Origin of the sequence: Microbacterium sp. MYb64, from assembly GCF_002979495.1 — a bacterium.
Taxonomy (GTDB): Bacteria; Actinomycetota; Actinomycetes; order Actinomycetales; family Microbacteriaceae; genus Microbacterium; species Microbacterium azadirachtae_A.
Genome location: NZ_PCOW01000001.1, coordinates 262,553 through 277,792 on the forward strand (window position 1 = coordinate 262,553; position 15,240 = coordinate 277,792).

General features: G+C 70.8%; 15 protein-coding genes. 8 read left to right on the plus strand and 7 right to left on the minus strand.

Going from position 1 to position 15,240, the window contains the following annotated elements:
• Positions 1–3: 3 nt before the first annotated feature.
• From CQ044_RS01265 to CQ044_RS01275, 3 genes are all read right to left on the minus strand, one after another.
• Positions 4–1,011 carry an NUDIX domain-containing protein gene (locus CQ044_RS01265; RefSeq protein ID WP_082076858.1) on the minus strand — a complete coding sequence of 336 codons (1,008 nt, stop codon included), beginning with the start codon at positions 1,009–1,011 and terminating at the stop codon, positions 4–6.
• Positions 1,008–3,173 carry an RNA degradosome polyphosphate kinase gene (locus CQ044_RS01270; RefSeq protein ID WP_045273448.1) on the minus strand — a complete coding sequence of 722 codons (2,166 nt, stop codon included), beginning with the start codon at positions 3,171–3,173 and terminating at the stop codon, positions 1,008–1,010. The genes CQ044_RS01265 and CQ044_RS01270 overlap by 4 nt, the downstream gene beginning before the upstream one ends.
• A gap of 100 nt (positions 3,174–3,273) precedes the next feature.
• Positions 3,274–3,966: a response regulator transcription factor gene (locus CQ044_RS01275; RefSeq protein ID WP_105686299.1), complete on the minus strand. Its 693-nt coding sequence runs from the start codon at positions 3,964–3,966 to the stop codon at positions 3,274–3,276.
• Positions 3,967–4,034: 68 nt separating this feature from the next.
• On the opposite strand from CQ044_RS01275, the gene CQ044_RS01280 reads away from it, so the two are divergent.
• The 4 genes from CQ044_RS01280 (at position 4,035) to pabB (ending at position 8,475) form a co-directional block, all read left to right on the plus strand.
• Entirely contained in the window at positions 4,035–4,325 is a 291-nt protein-coding gene (locus CQ044_RS01280; RefSeq protein WP_105686301.1) for a hypothetical protein, read from the plus strand.
• A 259-nt stretch (positions 4,326–4,584) separates the two neighbouring features.
• On the plus strand, positions 4,585–5,208 hold the full coding sequence (locus CQ044_RS01285; protein WP_105686302.1) for an FABP family protein: 624 nt from the start codon (positions 4,585–4,587) through the stop codon (positions 5,206–5,208).
• Between the two features lie 2 nt (positions 5,209–5,210).
• Positions 5,211–6,341 carry a folate-binding protein YgfZ gene (locus CQ044_RS01290; protein ID WP_105686304.1) on the plus strand — a complete coding sequence of 377 codons (1,131 nt, stop codon included), beginning with the start codon at positions 5,211–5,213 and terminating at the stop codon, positions 6,339–6,341.
• Positions 6,342–6,354: 13 nt separating this feature from the next.
• Positions 6,355–8,475 (plus strand): aminodeoxychorismate synthase component I, encoded by a 2,121-nt coding sequence (gene pabB / locus CQ044_RS01295; RefSeq protein ID WP_219844895.1) that lies wholly within the window; start codon positions 6,355–6,357, stop codon positions 8,473–8,475.
• 12 nt (positions 8,476–8,487) lie between these two features.
• On the opposite strand, the gene CQ044_RS01300 is transcribed toward pabB, so the two are convergent.
• Positions 8,488–8,781, minus strand: a complete 294-nt coding sequence (locus CQ044_RS01300; RefSeq protein ID WP_258133094.1) for a hypothetical protein — start codon at positions 8,779–8,781, stop codon at positions 8,488–8,490.
• 117 nt (positions 8,782–8,898) lie between these two features.
• Complete coding sequence (locus tag CQ044_RS01305; RefSeq protein WP_105686305.1) at positions 8,899–9,720, minus strand: class I SAM-dependent methyltransferase; 822 nt, start codon at positions 9,718–9,720, stop codon at positions 8,899–8,901.
• A gap of 59 nt (positions 9,721–9,779) precedes the next feature.
• On the opposite strand from CQ044_RS01305, the gene CQ044_RS01310 reads away from it, so the two are divergent.
• Complete coding sequence (locus CQ044_RS01310) at positions 9,780–10,283, plus strand: GNAT family N-acetyltransferase (protein WP_105686307.1); 504 nt, start codon at positions 9,780–9,782, stop codon at positions 10,281–10,283.
• Between the two features lie 9 nt (positions 10,284–10,292).
• Here CQ044_RS01310 and CQ044_RS01315 read toward each other — a convergent pair whose 3' ends face one another.
• A complete protein-coding gene (locus CQ044_RS01315) occupies positions 10,293–11,258 on the minus strand; it encodes an intradiol ring-cleavage dioxygenase (protein ID WP_105686308.1) in 966 nt (321 codons plus the stop codon).
• A gap of 147 nt (positions 11,259–11,405) precedes the next feature.
• Here CQ044_RS01315 and CQ044_RS01320 point away from each other — a divergent pair, with 147 nt between their 5' ends.
• Positions 11,406–12,149, plus strand: a complete 744-nt coding sequence (locus CQ044_RS01320; protein ID WP_045273457.1) for a phosphoglyceromutase — start codon at positions 11,406–11,408, stop codon at positions 12,147–12,149.
• Between the two features lie 167 nt (positions 12,150–12,316).
• On the opposite strand, the gene phoU is transcribed toward CQ044_RS01320, so the two are convergent.
• Positions 12,317–13,027, minus strand: a complete 711-nt coding sequence (phoU, locus tag CQ044_RS01325; RefSeq protein ID WP_105686310.1) for a phosphate signaling complex protein PhoU — start codon at positions 13,025–13,027, stop codon at positions 12,317–12,319.
• A 229-nt stretch (positions 13,028–13,256) separates the two neighbouring features.
• Here phoU and CQ044_RS01330 point away from each other — a divergent pair, with 229 nt between their 5' ends.
• Positions 13,257–14,525: a cell wall metabolism sensor histidine kinase WalK gene (locus tag CQ044_RS01330; RefSeq protein ID WP_105686311.1), complete on the plus strand. Its 1,269-nt coding sequence runs from the start codon at positions 13,257–13,259 to the stop codon at positions 14,523–14,525.
• Positions 14,522–15,205 (plus strand): response regulator transcription factor, encoded by a 684-nt coding sequence (locus CQ044_RS01335; RefSeq protein ID WP_045273460.1) that lies wholly within the window; start codon positions 14,522–14,524, stop codon positions 15,203–15,205. The genes CQ044_RS01330 and CQ044_RS01335 overlap by 4 nt, the downstream gene beginning before the upstream one ends.
• Positions 15,206–15,240: the final 35 nt, after the last annotated feature.

Genomic DNA, 15,240 nt, shown 5'->3' on the forward strand with positions numbered 1-15,240 from the left:
CGTTCAGATCTTGGGCAGGTGCGTCTCGATCGAGATGATGCCGGATCCGGGGTTGGTCGCGCTGAGATGCACGACGCTGAACGCCCCGACCTCGAGGGCGGAGGCGCTGCCGAGATAGGAGCCGTGCATGGTGCCCGTGGCCAGCGCGATCTCGCGCATGATGTCGGGCAGCACCGGTCCGTGGCTGCACAGGACCGCGGGCTTGCCCGAGCGCACGCGCTTCCCGATCACGGTGCGCGGATCCGACAGGCCCTCCTCCCAGAGGTCCTGGCTGAGCAGATCGGTCTTGCGGACCTTGTGCCCGATGGCCTTGGACAAGGGCATCACGGTCTCCACGCAGCGACGGGCGTCGCTGGACACGATCCGTTCGACGCCGAACGCCCGCAGGGGCCCCACGATCGCCTTCGACTGGGCATGGCCGCGCGGGGTCAGCGGGCGCGACGCGTCGGATCCGAGCCACACCCCGCGGTTGGCGGCCTTCGCATGCCGCAGCACGACGAGCGGGAAGGTGCGCAGGGCGCCGTCGTCGACGAGCTTGGCGAACGCGTCCAGGATCTCGACGTCGACCGGGTAGCTGAGCCGCGCCCGCGCCTTCTTCAGGCTCACCCATTCGAGGGCGGCGATCTCGCGGTTGGGTACGAACGCGGACGCCCGCACGGCCTCGTCGGTGGCCTCCGCAGCCCAGTAGTGCACGACCTTCTGCTTGCGATTGGCCATCGTGTACCGGGAGACGCCCACCGGAGCACCGAGCGAGACCCGGATCCCGGTCTCCTCGAAGATCTCGCGCACCGCGGTCTCCGCGAGCATCTCGCCCGGGTCGACCTTTCCCTTGGGCAGGGTCACGTCCCGGTACTTCGTGCGATGGATCAGCAGGATCCGCAGCTTGTCCTCCACGACACGCCACACCAGGCCGCCGGCCGCGTACACGGCGCGGTCGGGGCGGTCTGCGACGACGGTGACACCCGTGGTGTCCGCGGTGGCGGCGGAGGGTCCGAGGGGGCTGGGGGTCATCGCACCGCCCTGGCCCTGCGACGCTGCTGGATCTGTGACATGGTCCTATCCTGCAGGTCGACGAGCGGAGCGCCAACCTCGGAGAACGCGCGCCGGGTCCATACCCCGTCTGCTCCCAGGTGCCAGGATGACGTCTCGGGGGAGAGGGCGAGGTCGAAGAACCCCAGCAGCTCGTCGATGTGGGCCGGATCGGTGACCCGCACGAGCGCTTCCACCCGGCGGTCGAGGTTGCGGTGCATCATGTCGGCGCTGCCGATGAAGACCTGCGGATCGCCGTCGTTGTGGAACGCGAAGATGCGCGAGTGCTCGAGGTAGCGCCCGAGGATCGAGCGGACGGTGATGTTGTCCGTGATGCCGGGCAGATCCGTGCGCAGGCTGCAGATGCCCCGCACCCACACGTCCACGGGCACGCCCGCCGCGCTCGCCCGGTACAGGGCGTCGATGATCTGCTCGTCCACCATCGAGTTCACCTTGATCCGGATGTGCGCCGGCTTGCCGTCGAGAGCGTTCTCGCGCTCCTTCTCGATGTGCCGGAGCAGACCCTTCCTCAGGTGCAGCGGGGCGACGAGGAGACGCTTGAACTTCTTCTCGATGGCATAGCCGCTGAGCTCGTTGAACAGGCGGGTGAGGTCCTTGCCGACCTGAGGGTCAGCCGTGAACAGCCCGAAGTCCTCGTAGATGCGGCTGGTCTTCGGGTTGTAGTTGCCCGTCCCGATGTGGCTGTAACTGCGCAGCACGCCGTCCTCCTCGCGGATGACGTTGACGAGCTTGCAGTGCGTCTTCAGCCCGACCAGGCCGTACACGACGTGCACGCCGGCCTTCTCGAGCTTGCGCGCCCAGACGATGTTGTTCGCCTCGTCGAAGCGGGCCTTCACCTCGACGAGCGCGAGCACCTGCTTGCCGGACTCTGCGGCGTCGATGAGCGCCTGCACGATCGGGCTGTCTCCCGAGGTGCGGTACAGCGTCTGCTTGATCGCGAGCACGTGCGGATCCCGCGCCGCCTGCTCGAGGAACGCCACGACGCTCGTCGTGAACGACTCGTAGGGGTGGTGCACGAGCACGTCCGCCTTGCGGATCGCCTTGAAGATGTCGATGCGCTCGTTCGCGCCCGGCTTGAACGCGAGCGCGGTCGTGGGCACGTGCGGCGTGTACCGCAGGTCGGGGCGATCGATGCGGCCCAGGCCGAACAGGCCGCGCAGGTCGAGGGGCCCGGGGAGCCGGTAGACCTCCTGGTCGGTGATGTCGAGCTCGTTGATGAGCAGATCGAGCGTCACGTCGTCCATGTCGTCGGTGATCTCGAGGCGGATCGGGGGGCCGAAGCGGCGGCGCAGCAGCTCGGCCTCGAGCGCCTGGATGAGGTTCTCCGACTCGTCCTCCTCGATCTCCACGTCCTCGTTGCGCGTGAGCCGGAACGCGTGGTGGTCGAGCACCTCCATCCCGGGGAAGAGGTCGTCGAGGTGGTTCGCGATGAGCTCCTCCAGGCGGATGAAACGCAGCTCGCCGTCCACCGAGGGCACCTCGACGAAGCGCGGCAGCATGGGCGGCACCTTGAGACGCGCGAACTCCTGGCGGCCGGTGCGGGCGTTGCGGATCCGGATCGCGAGGTTCAGCGACAGGCCCGAGATGTACGGGAACGGATGCGCGGGGTCGACGGCGAGCGGCATCAGCACCGGGAAGACATTGGCCTGGAAGTAGTCGGTGAGCTCGGCCTTGGCCTCGCCGTCCAGGTCGTCCCAGTCCACGATCGTGATGCCCTCGGCCGCCAGCGCCGGGCGGATCATCCCGGTCCACGCGGCGGCATGGCGCCGCTGCAGCGTGTGCGCGTCCGCGGAGATGTCGGCCAGCACGTCGGCGGGGGCGCGGCCGACGTTGGTGGGCACCGCGAGGCCCGTGACGATGCGGCGCTTGAGGCCGGCGACGCGCACCATGAAGAACTCGTCCAGGTTGCTCGCGAAGATCGCGAGGAAGTTCGCCCGCTCGAGCACGGGGAGCGTCTCGTCCTCGGCGAGCTCCAGCACGCGCTGATTGAACGCCAGCCAGCTCAGCTCGCGGTCGAGGTAGCGGGACTCCGGGAGGAGTGAGTCGTCCGGCGCGATGAGCTCGTCGAAGTCATCGTCCTCGGCGTCGCCGAGTCCGGAGTCTGCCAGTGCGGGATCGATCATGCGCCCATCATTGCAGGATGACGTTGCCTGGAGGTGAACGGGTCCGAATCCGGATCCGAGATCCGTGCCCAGGGCGGGATCGTGCCGTCGCGGGGCCCGCTCAGCGGGTGCCGGGGGCGACGGGGCGGACCTCGTCCTCGTCGACGTTGAAGCGGTAGCCGACGTTGCGCACCGTGCCGATGATGTGCTCCTGGTCGCCGAGCTTGGCCCGCAGTCGCCGCACGTGCACGTCGACCGTGCGGGTGCCGCCGAAGTAGTCGTAGCCCCAGACCTCGCTGAGCAGCTGCTCGCGCGTGAACACGCGGGAGGGGTGGGTGGCGAGGAAATGCAGCAGCTGGAATTCCTTGTACGTGAGATCCAGCGGGGTGCCGCGCAGCTTGGCGGAGTAGGACTGCTCGTCGATCGTCAGCCCCGATGTCTGCACCTTGACGGGCTCGGCGGACGGCGCCTCCCTGGACAGGGCGAGCCGGATGCGGGCGTCGATCTCGGCGGGACCCGCATCGGTGAGCAGCACGTCGTCGATGCGCCATTCGCCGTTCACCGCGGTCATCCCGCCCTCGGTCACGACCAGCAGCAGAGGTCCGCGCAGTCCCGTGGTGCGGATCAGCGTGCACAGCGACTTGGCCGCCACGAGGTCGGTGCGCGCATCCACGATCACGGCATCCGCGTCGGGCGCGGTCACGAGCTCCGCGGGCTGCGCCGGGATCGTGCGGACACGATGTCCGAGCAGCTCCAGGGCGGGCAGAACCGGCGCCTCGGCAGGAGACGACGTCAGAACCAGCAGTTGCGCCACGCGGATCCTTTCCTGCTGACACCTTACTCAGGACCGCATGCACAGCGCGGATGGGTGACAATGGGCGCATGGCCGATCCCGTCCTCGCTCCGCGCAGTCCCTTCGTCGGGCTCGTCGTCACCTGGGCCTTCGCCGCGGTGGGGGCGATCCTGATCGGGGTCGTCGCACCCGACGACCGCCTGATGACCTGGTACGCGATCGGGTTCGGCATCTGCGTGCTGCTGTCCTTCGCCGTCCAGCTCTTCCGCGGCGAGACCCGCGGGTTCATCCTGCGCGTCTCCGCCGGGAGCCTCGGCGCGCTCCTGGTGATGGGGATCGTCTCCGCGGGCTTCGGCATCGCGGCGCTGTTCGGCGCCTGAACCCTGGTGCGTCACAGGAGGCCCCGCCCGGCGCCTGAACCTTCGTACGTCATAGGAGGCCCTGCCCGGCGCGGCATGGGCTTCGGACGGCATAGAGTAGTCGCATGGACATCGTCGCGCTCGAACTCTTCTTCGTCGGCCTGCTGGTCCTCGCGGGGCTCGCGATCGCCTTCTGCGCAGGGGCCGTTCTGGTCAACCTGTTCCGCGGTCAGCGCTGATCAGCGCCCGCCTCGCGACAACTGCTGAGAGAAGGCTCCTCGTGCTCGATCTCCCCTCCGACCTGCCCGCCGACATCGTGCCGCTGTCCTGGCTGCTCGGAGTCTGGGAGGGCAGCGGCGTCATCGACTACGAGGTCCCAGGACCCGACGGCGACGATGACGCGCACCGCTATCAGGGCGAGTTCGCGCACCGCGTGAGCTTCAGCCACGACGGCGGGCCGTTCTTGAACTACGCGGCGACCGCGACCTTCACTCCGGAGGACGGCGAGCCGGTGGCGCTCGTCGCCGAATCAGGGTTCTGGCGCCTGGCGCGCCCCGCGGAGGCGCAGGACTCGGGACCGGGGCTGCTCCCGCCGCGCGAGGTCCGGACCGCCGAGCGCACCGTGGACGACGTGGAAGCGCTGCGACGGCCCGAGGGCGGCTTCGCGATCGAGGTGTCGATCGCCCACTCGGACGGCATGCTCGAGCTCTATCTCGGCCGCATCGACGGGCCGCGCATCGACATCGCCACCGATGCCGTCGTCCGTGCGGAAGGCGCCAAGGAGTACGGTGCCGCGACCCGGATGTACGGCCTGGTCGACGGCCACCTGCTCTGGGCCTGGGACATCGCCGCGCTCGGAGCGGGGCTGCGCTCGCACGCATCCGCCCGGCTGGCGAAGGTCTGATCGTGGCCGGCTTCCCGCCCCTCTCCGGGGCGATCGCGGAGGGCGGGATCGTCCTGCACTTCGGTGATCCCTCCCGTGAACAGCGCGCACTCGAGCGCGGTGAGGCGCTGGTGCCGCTCGGCGACCGCACCGTGATCGAGCTCACCGGATCCGAGCGGCTCACCTGGCTCGACTCGATCACCACGCAGGCCGTCGCCCGCTTGCGGGCCGGGCAGAGCACCGAGCTGCTCGTGCTGGATCCGCAGGGGCGCGTCGAGCACGTCGCCGCGGTCTTCGACGACGGCTCCTCGACCTGGCTCATCGCCGACACCGCCGACGCCGCGCCGTTGGCGACCTGGCTGCAGCGCATGGTGTTCCGTGCCGACGTGAAGGTCGCGGTGCGACCGGAACTTCTCGTCGTCGGCTTCTTCGCGGGCGGGAGTGCGGAGCAGCGCGCGGAGAGCGTCGCGCTCGCCCTCCAGCGGCAGGCCGTCGTCTGGACGGATCCGTGGCCGACCGTGCAGCCCGGCGGGCATCAGTACCACGTCGGCGAGCACCCCGGCTCCGGCTACCACTGGCGTACCGCGGTGCTCGACGAAGCCGCGGCGGCCGTGCTCGCCGCGGATTCCGAGACGATCTGGGCCGGCGCGCTCGCCGCGGAGGCCCTGCGGATCGCCGCCTGGCGCCCCCGCTGGGCCGCCGAAGTGGACGAGCGCTCGCTCCCGCACGAGACGGACTGGATCCGCAGCGCCGTGCATCTGAACAAGGGCTGCTACCGGGGCCAGGAGACCGTGGCGAAGGTGCACAACCTCGGGCACCCGCCCCGCCGCATCGCGGCACTGCACCTGGACGGCAGCGAGAGCCTGCTCCCGGATGCGGGCGCTCCGGTGCTGGTCGTCGGGGCGGATGGCGCCGAGGACGAGGTCGGGCGCATCACCTCGGCCGCCCGGCACCACGAGCTCGGCCCGATCGCACTGGCGATCCTGTCGCGTCGCGCGCCGGCCGGAGACCTCGTGGTGCGCACGCCGGACGGCGACATCGCGGCCGCGCAGGAGGTCATCGTTCCCGGCGACGCCGGAGCGACGGCCGAGATCCCGCGGCTGACGCGGCTGTCGCGCCGCCCGTCGGCGCCGGATCCGCGCGACGCGCACTGACGCGGTGCGACCGGTGGGCTCGGAGATCGAGAGCGCGGGGACCGACGCCGCCCGGGGGACGGAGCGCGAGGAGCCCCGGCCGCTGCGCATCCTGTTGATCGACAACTACGACTCGTTCACGTACAACCTCGTGCACCAGATCGCGGCGACCGCGGGCCGGGCGCCCGATGTCGTGCACAACGACTGGGCCGAGTGGGATCCGTCCGTCCTGGACCGGTACGACGCGGTCGTGCTCTCGCCGGGACCGGGGGATCCCCGCGTGCCCGAGGACTTCGGAATCTGCGCCGATGCGATCCGGATCGCGGCCGAGCGGCGCATCCCGTTGCTCGGGGTGTGCCTCGGACATCAGGGGATCGGACACGCCTTCGGCGCCACGGTGCGGCGCGCCCCCGAACCGCGGCACGGCAGGCCGTCCCCGGTCGCGCACAACGGCACCGGTCCGTTCGAAGGCCTCCCGTCGCCCGTCGAGGTGGTGCGCTATCACTCGCTCATGATCGACGACGCCCCGGACGAGCTGGTCGTCACCGCGCGCGCGGACGACGGCGTGATCATGGGGATCCGGCACCGCGAGCTGCCGTTGTGGGGCGTGCAGTTCCACCCCGAGTCGATCGGGACGCTCGACGGCACCCGCATGATGGCGAACTTCGTCGCGTTCGCGCGGGCGACGGCGGCGCCGCGGACCCGGCCTGCTCCCATGGATGCGTCCTCGGCGCCCGTATCTCACGCTCCGGTCGCGCGACGCGCCCTGCGGCGGCGTGCGCTGCCCCTGCGCGTCACGACCGAGAGGATGTTCACCGGTCTGTTCGACGAGGCGGCGCAGGCCGTGTGGTTGGACGGGAACCGCCCAGGGGATCCCCGGGCGCGGTACTCGATCCTCGGCGGCGGGGAGGACCTGCCGACCGCGATCGCGGACGTGCAGGCGGGCACGGTGACCGTGCGCGACGGCGCGCAGGAGCGCGAGCTGCGAACCGGATTCTTCGACTGGCTCGACGCCGAACTCGCGGCCACCGCGACCGAGCAGGGCGACCTGCCCTTCGCGCTGGGCTGGGTCGGAGCGCTCGGCTACGAGCTCCGCGCGGAGTGCGGATCCCCGCATCAGCGTCGCGCGGCCACGCCCGATGCGGTGCTGGTCCGCCTCGATCGCGCGGTCGTCGTCGACCACGAGGAGGAGCGGATCCATCTGCTCTCCCTCGACGACGAGGCCTGGCTCATCAGCACCGCGGCCAGGATCGCCGCGCTCGAGACGGCGCCGACCGACGGTGCAGGACCGGATCAGGATCCCTTCGACGCACCGCCGCTCGCTCTCACCGCCCGGCACTCCCGCGCCGAGTATCTGCGACTGATCGCCGAGGCGCAGGAGGAGATCGCGGCGGGCGAGACCTACGAGGCCTGCCTGACCAACCTGCTGCACGCCGCAGCGCCCGGCGCGGGGGATCCGCTCGCCGCCTACCTCGCGCTGCGCGCGCAGAACCCGGCGCCGTTCGGTGCGTTCCTGCGCATCGGCGGGGTGAGCGTGCTGAGCACGTCGCCCGAGCGGTTCCTGCGGATCACGGCGGACGGCGCCGTCGAGTCCCGTCCGATCAAGGGCACCCGTCCGCGCGGCGGCAACCCGGAGGAGGACGAGCGGATCCGTGCGGAGCTCGCCGCGTCGGAGAAGGACCGCGCGGAGAACCTCATGATCGTGGATCTCGTCCGCCACGACCTCGGGCGCACGGCGGAGCTCGGATCCGTGCACGTCGACGGCCTGTTCCGGGTGGAGAGCTATGCCACGGTGCATCAGCTCGTCAGCACCGTGCGCTCCCGGCTCGCCGACAGCCCTGTGGCGTGCGTGCGCGCCGCGTTCCCTCCCGGTTCCATGACCGGCGCGCCGAAGCTGCGCACGATGACGATCCTGGACCGCCTCGAGGGCGGCGCGCGTGGACTGTACAGCGGTGCCCTCGGCTACTTCTCGTTCGATGGCTCGGTGGACCTCAGCGTCGTGATCCGCACCCTGGTCGCGCACGACGGCGGCTTCGACTACGGCGTCGGCGGGGCGATCGTTTCGCTCTCGGACCCCGACGAGGAGTACGCCGAGACCGTTGTCAAGGCCCGGCCGCTCCTGCGGCTGACCGGCGCGGCGTTCCCCGAGGTCTGAGGAGGCCCGGCGCTAACGCCCGACGATGAGGCGGGGGCGGGGGCCCTCGATGCGCGCGATCGCGACCTTGACCTCGGTGAACTCGTGCTCGACGGTCGTCCGGAAATCGGACAGGTTCCGCTCGACTGCGTCGATCCTCGCGTCGAGTTTCTGCTCGACCGTCTCGATCTTCTTGTCGAGTTTCTGCTCGACCGTGTCGATCCGGCGGATCACCCAGGCGAAGCCCGCGAACATCGCGACGCCGAGGGTCAGCAGGCCGCCGAGGCCGCTGCCGATCAGCGCGAGAGTGTCCGTGGACATGTACATGCCTCCATTCTGTGCATCCGCCGCGATGAGGGCCAGCATAGACGGGCACTTGTACCCACGGGGGTGTCGTGCGAGATCTGTGCAGAGACGGCTCTTCCGCCTCGCTGTGCAGGACGATCAGGCGGGTGCGACCGCGCTCCACGGCACCGTCAGCTCGCCGAGGCGCCAGCGGGAGCGCGTGCCGAGCACCGGGTGCCCGGCGTCGCGGAGGGCTCCGATGGCGGCGAGGAAGCGCTGGGTGGCCCCGAACGTGGACAGGGGAGCGGCGCGCTCCCACTCCCGGTCCAGATCCGTGAGCAGGGTGTGGATCCGCTCACCAGGGATGTTGTGGTGGATGAGGGCCTTGGGCAGGCGCTCGGCGACGATCGACGGCCGCTCCAGATCCGCGAGCCGGAGCGACAGCGTGAAGCGCTGCGCGACGCCGTCGGGATCCACGTCGATGAAGCTCGCGATGCGGCCGATCTCGTCGCACGTGCCCTCCACGAGCAGCCCGCCCGGTGCGAGGCGCGACGCCATCCGCGCCCACGCGTCCGGCACGTCGGCCTCGTCGTACTGCCGCAGCACGTTCATGGCGCGGATCATCGCGGGGCGTCGTCCGTCGGGCAGCGGCACCTCGAAGCCGCCGCGTGCGAAGGACACCGGCAGGTCGGCGGCGAAGTGCCCCGCGCCGCCGCGGAGCTCGGCGAGCTGCGCCCGTGCGGTGGCGACACGTGCCGGATCCAGCTCGAGCCCGAGCACCTCGGCGTCCGCGCGCACCCGGACGAGCCGGGCGGCGAGTTCGAACGCGGTCACCCCGCTCGCCCCGAAGCCGAGATCGATCACGAGCGGATCCGCCGCGCGGCGGAAGGCGGGCGACGCGGCGATCCAGCGGTCGTTGCGCCGCAGCCTGTTGGTGCCGGTCGTGCCGCGGGTGGGCCGGCCGAGCGGAGAGGACGCCATGCATCCATCCTGCCCGGTCCCGGTGTCCGGCACGGTGCCGTCGTCCTAGGCTTGTCCCCGTGCAGACGATCGAGATCGGGGTCCCCGGGACGGCGGATGCGGACGGGATCGTGCGCACCTACCTGACCGAGGTGGTCTCGAGGTACCACGGCAGGCCCGCCACGGACGGCGAACTCGCCGTGGCACTCGCGGACGAGCCGTACGACGACCTCCAGGGCGACACCGGGATCCTGCTCCTGGCCCGGGACGGCGGAGCGGCGGTCGCGTGCGCCGGGGCGCGTTTCGTGGAGGGCGACGCCGAGCTCACCAAGGTCTTCACCCTGCCGTCGGCGCGGGGGAGGGGGATCGCGCGTCGCCTGATCCTCGCGCTCGAGGAAGCGGCTCGCGACCGCGGCGCGCGCTCGCTGCGGCTGAACACCCGCTCCGATCTCGTCGAGGCGTGTGCGATGTACGAGGGCCTCGGCTTCCGCTCGGTCGAGGCGTTCAACGCCGAGCCGTACGCCGATCGCTGGTACCGGAAGGACCTGACATCGGCGGCAGAGCAGACGCCGACGGGGCCGTAGCCCGGAGAGTCAGCGCGGGGCGCCGCCCATCGATCCGCCGGTCGGGGCCGTCCTGGTGTCCACGCGCACCGTGAGCGTGGCCGTGTACCCGCTCGTGGCATCGCCGGTCATCGCGGCGATCTGCAGTGCGCCGCCGTCGTCTCCGAAGACGTTGTCGGACGAGAGCGAGGTCTGTGCGAGGTTCTGCGCCGATCCGTCGTAGCCCCCGGTCGCGTACACGGTCTCGCAGGCGGACTGCGGCAGGGCGATCTGGGAGGTCGCGATCGCGTTCGCCGCGTCCGTCACGGCGGCCGCGTTCGGATACACCTCGAAGTGGATGTGCGGCCACCGGCCCGAGTAGCAGCCGGGGAAGATCGAGGTGAACGACACCCGCCCGTCCGCGTCGGCGACCTGCGCCCCGCGCAGATACGTCTCGTCCTGGATGCCCGACGAGTACATCGAGTAGCCGCCTGCGGCGTTGCAGTGCCAGGCGTAGACGGCCACGCCCGCGAACGGCGCATCCCCGTTCGCCATGTCGAGGACGTTCAGCGAGAACGTCAGCGGCACACCGGGTGCGGTGGCGCCGCCGCCGATCGACGAGCGGATGTCCTGACGCACGATGCCGGAGTCGGCGAGGGCATCCGGACCGTTCGAGCCGTCGCCGGGGTATGGACCTGCCGTCTCGTCGGGGACCTCCGCGGCCGGCACCGCCGTGGTCGCGGTCGATGTCGCGGAAGGGATGGGCGTGCTGGTGACCGTGGGGACCGCCGTCGAGGACGCCGTCGATGCGGCGCCCGACGCGAGCGGCGCGCACGCCGCCAGCACGGCGCCGCCTGCGCCGAGCCCGACGAGGCTCAGCACCACGCGGCGGGACATCAGGGTGCGGATGTCGAACGGCGCGCCCTGATCCACGACCTCCTCGTCCGGGCGGTCGAGCAGACGGCCCTCGTACGCGGGGCCATCCGGGGTGCGGGTCGGGTCGGGGAAGGTGCTCATGTCCGGATCCTCTCGTGGCTGACAGAAGGATCCTCTCGGGGCGACCGGGTCCCGGCCTGTGCGCCTGCTATGCGCCGCCTAAGCGATCTCCGTCATGCGGGGACCCCCGGCTTCGGAGCGGCGCGGTGCACGCCGTAGGCTGGAACCATGACGCGCACCCTCATCCTGCTCCGTCATGGGCAGAGCGAATGGAACGAACTGAACCTGTTCACCGGCTGGGTGGACGTCCGCCTGACCGAGCAGGGCAAGAACGAGGCCCGCCGCGGCGGAGAGCTGCTGGCCGAGTCGGGAATTCTGCCCGATGTGCTGCACACCTCGCTGCTCAGCCGTGCGATCCAGACCGCGGACATCGCGCTCGACGCCGCCGACCGGCTGTGGATCCCCGTGACCCGCTCCTGGCGGCTCAACGAGCGCCACTACGGCGCTCTGCAGGGCAAGGACAAGGCGCAGACGCTCGAGGAGTTCGGTCCCGAGCAGTTCCAGCTGTGGCGTCGCTCCTTCGACGTGCCGCCGCCCCCGCTCGACGACGCGAGCGAGTACAGCCAGGTGAACGACCCGCGCTACGCGGGCATCGACGGCGAGGTCCCGCGCACCGAGTCTCTCAAGCTCGTCATCGACCGGCTGCTGCCGTACTGGTCCTCCGCGATCGTGCCCGATCTCGAGGCGGGCAAGACCGTGCTCGTGACGGCTCACGGCAACTCGCTGCGCGGACTCGTGAAGCACCTCGAGGGCATCAGCGACGACGACATCGCCGAGCTGAACATCCCCACCGGTATCCCGCTGGTCTACGAGCTCGACGAGAACAACGTCCCCACCGGGCCCGGCCGCTACCTCGACCCGGAGGCCGCCGCCGCCGGAGCCGCCGCCGTGGCGAACCAGGGCAAGAAGTAACCACGCAGACGTCGATCCCGTCCCGACCGGTTCTCTGAGCCGGTTCGGGGCGGGATCCGTCGTTTCGGGGCGCGCCCTCCCGGAATTCCCGGCCGTGGTGCGCCCCGAAACGAGAAGATCCGCCCCGAACCGAAGGGAACGGCGGGGCGGATCTTCGAAGCCGGGGATCAGGCGTGGCCGGATCCGGACTCCGCCTCGTGCTGCGCCTCGACGGCGAGGGCGATGTCCTCCTCGTCGACGGCCCAGTCGCCGGTGGCCAGGTAGACGACCTTCTTCGCGACGGCGACCGCGTGGTCGGCGAAGCGCTCGTGGTAGCGGCTGGCCAGGGTGGCGTCGACCGTCGCACCCGCCTCGCCCTTCCAGTTGTCGCTGAGCACCTTCTCGAAGACGCTCGCGTGCAGCTCGTCCACGTCGTCGTCGGCGTTGCGGATGGTGTCCGCGAAGCGCAGGTCCTGCGTGCGGAGCAGGGAGGCGAGCGTGCGCGCGATCTCCACGTCCAGCTCGCCCATGCGGGTGAAGGTGCCCTTCAGCCCCTTCGGGATGGCTCGCTCGGGGAAGCGCAGCCGCGCGAGCTGGGCGATGTGCTCCGACATGTCGCCCATGCGCTCGAGCGAGGCGCTCACGCGCAGCGCGGTGACGACGATGCGCAGATCGCGGGCGACCGGCTGCTGGCGGGCGAGGATCTCGATGGCCTGCTCGTCGAGCGCGACCGCGAGCTCGTCGATCCGGGCGTCGTCGGCGATGACCTCTTCGGCCAGGGCGACATCGCTGGTCGCGAACGAGCGGGTGGCCTTCTCGATCGACACGGCCACGAGGTCGGCGATCTCGACGAGCTGCGACTGCAGGTCCTCGAGGGACTGGTGGAAGACTTCGCGCATGGCTGCGCACCTTTCGTTCTGTGACCCGGGGCACCGGATGGTCTGAGTCGCACGGCGGCCCGCAGAGCGGGCACGGGACGGTGCCCGTCACGGGTCGTGACACGCACGTGGCGATTCTCTTCGGCGAAGGTTAACGATTGGTGCCGTCCTCGTGAACACTAGCGCGCCAGGGGGTGCGAGAGGCGGGAACTCGCAGATCCGGGGGGTGAACGACCTCTACGCTGGACCCATGGACAGCACTCTGCTCGCCCTCCTCGCCCTCGGGCTGGGAGTGGCGATCGGCGCAGGCATCACCGCGATGATCGTGGCCGCGATGCGGGCGCGGACCGCCGCCGAGCAGCAGGCGTCCAGCGAGCTTCCGGACGGCCTCACCGACGTGCTGGCGGCCATGGACGACGCGGCCTGCGCGGTCGACCCCTCGGGTCTCGTCACGGCCGCGAGCACGGCGGCCGCCCGCTTCGGCATCGGTGTCGGGGCCACGCTGGAGAATCCGGAGCTGCGCCAGCTCGTGCGCTCCGTGCGCGAGGGCGGATCCCAGACGAGCACGCTGCGCCTGACGCGCGGCGGACGCAACCTGGATCCGCGCCTGGTCGCGGCGCGGGCGAGCCGCATCGGACCCCGGCTGAGCCTGCTCATCATCCGCGACGTCACGGAGCAGGAGCGTCTCGAGCAGATGCGCACCGACTTCGTGGCCAACACGAGTCACGAGCTGAAGACCCCGGTCGGAGCGGTGAGCCTGCTGGCCGAGGCGATCGAGTCGGCCGCGGAGGATCCCGCCCAGGTGCGCGCGTTCGCCACCAGGATCCAGGCCGAAGCGGGGCGACTCGGACAGCTCACCGGGCGGATCATGAGCCTCTCCCGGCTGCAGTCCTCCGACGGGCTCGGCGCGTTCGGCCCTGTCGCGATCGACGAGGTCATCGCCACGAGCGTCGAGGGCCATGCGGTGCAGGCGGCCTCCGCCGGCGTCGAACTCACCCGAGGCGGCGACCGCGGCGCGTGGGTGCAGGGCGACGTGCAGATCCTCATCGAGGCCGTCGGCAACCTCATCGCCAACGCGATCGTCTACTCGCCGCGCGGATCGCGCGTGGGCGTCGGCGTGCGCGTCGACGACGGCGTGGTCGAGATCTCGGTCTCGGACCAGGGGATCGGCATCGACGAGGCCGACCGCGACCGCATCTTCGAGCGGTTCTACCGCGCCGACGAAGCCCGCTCGCGGCGCACCGGAGGCACCGGTCTCGGGCTGTCGATCGTGAAGCACGCCACGCAGCGCCACGGCGGCGAGGTGCGGCTGTGGTCGCGCCCCGGCCGCGGATCCACCTTCACCATGCGCCTGCCGCAGATCGCGGCGCCCGATGTCGATGACGACGGGGGCAAGCGCAAGAAGCCGCCCAAGGACAAGAGCAAGAAGAAGCGCCAGGCGCGCAAGGCCGCGCGCCTCGCCGCGTCGCCCGCGACGACCACGGACCCGATCCGCACCGATACCGGAGAACTCGTATGACCCGCATCCTCCTCGTCGAAGACGAACCCGATCTCGCCGACCCGCTCGCGTACCTGCTGCGCCGCGAGGGCTACGAGGTCGAGATCGCCGAGGACGGTCCCACCGCTCTCGCCCTGTTCCGCGAGAGCGGGGCCGACATCGTCCTGCTCGACCTGATGCTGCCGGGGATGCCCGGCACCGAGGTGTGCCGGCAGATCCGCACCGGATCCGCCGTGCCGATCATCATGCTCACCGCGAAGGACTCCGAGGTGGACATCGTCGTGGGGCTCGAGCTCGGCGCCGACGACTACATCACGAAGCCCTACTCCTCGCGCGAGCTGCTCGCCCGTATGCGCGCCGTGCTGCGGCGGGTCGTGCAGGCCGAGGAGGATGTCGATGAGCGGATCCTCGAGGGCGGTCGCGTCACCGTCGATCTCGATCGGCACACCGTCGCCGTCGACGGCGAGGTGATCAACATGCCCCTGAAGGAGTTCGAGCTGCTCGAGGTGCTCATGCGCAACTCCGGCAGGGTGCTCACCCGTGGCCAGCTGATCGACCGGGTATGGGGCAGCGACTACTTCGGCGACACCAAGACGCTCGACGTGCACATCAAGCGGATCCGCTCGCGCATCGAGCAGAACCCGTCCGAGCCGGTGATGCTCGTCACCGTGCGCGGGCTCGGCTACCGCTTCGAAGGCTGAATCCGCCGCTCGCGGCGGATCGCCGACACGCACGA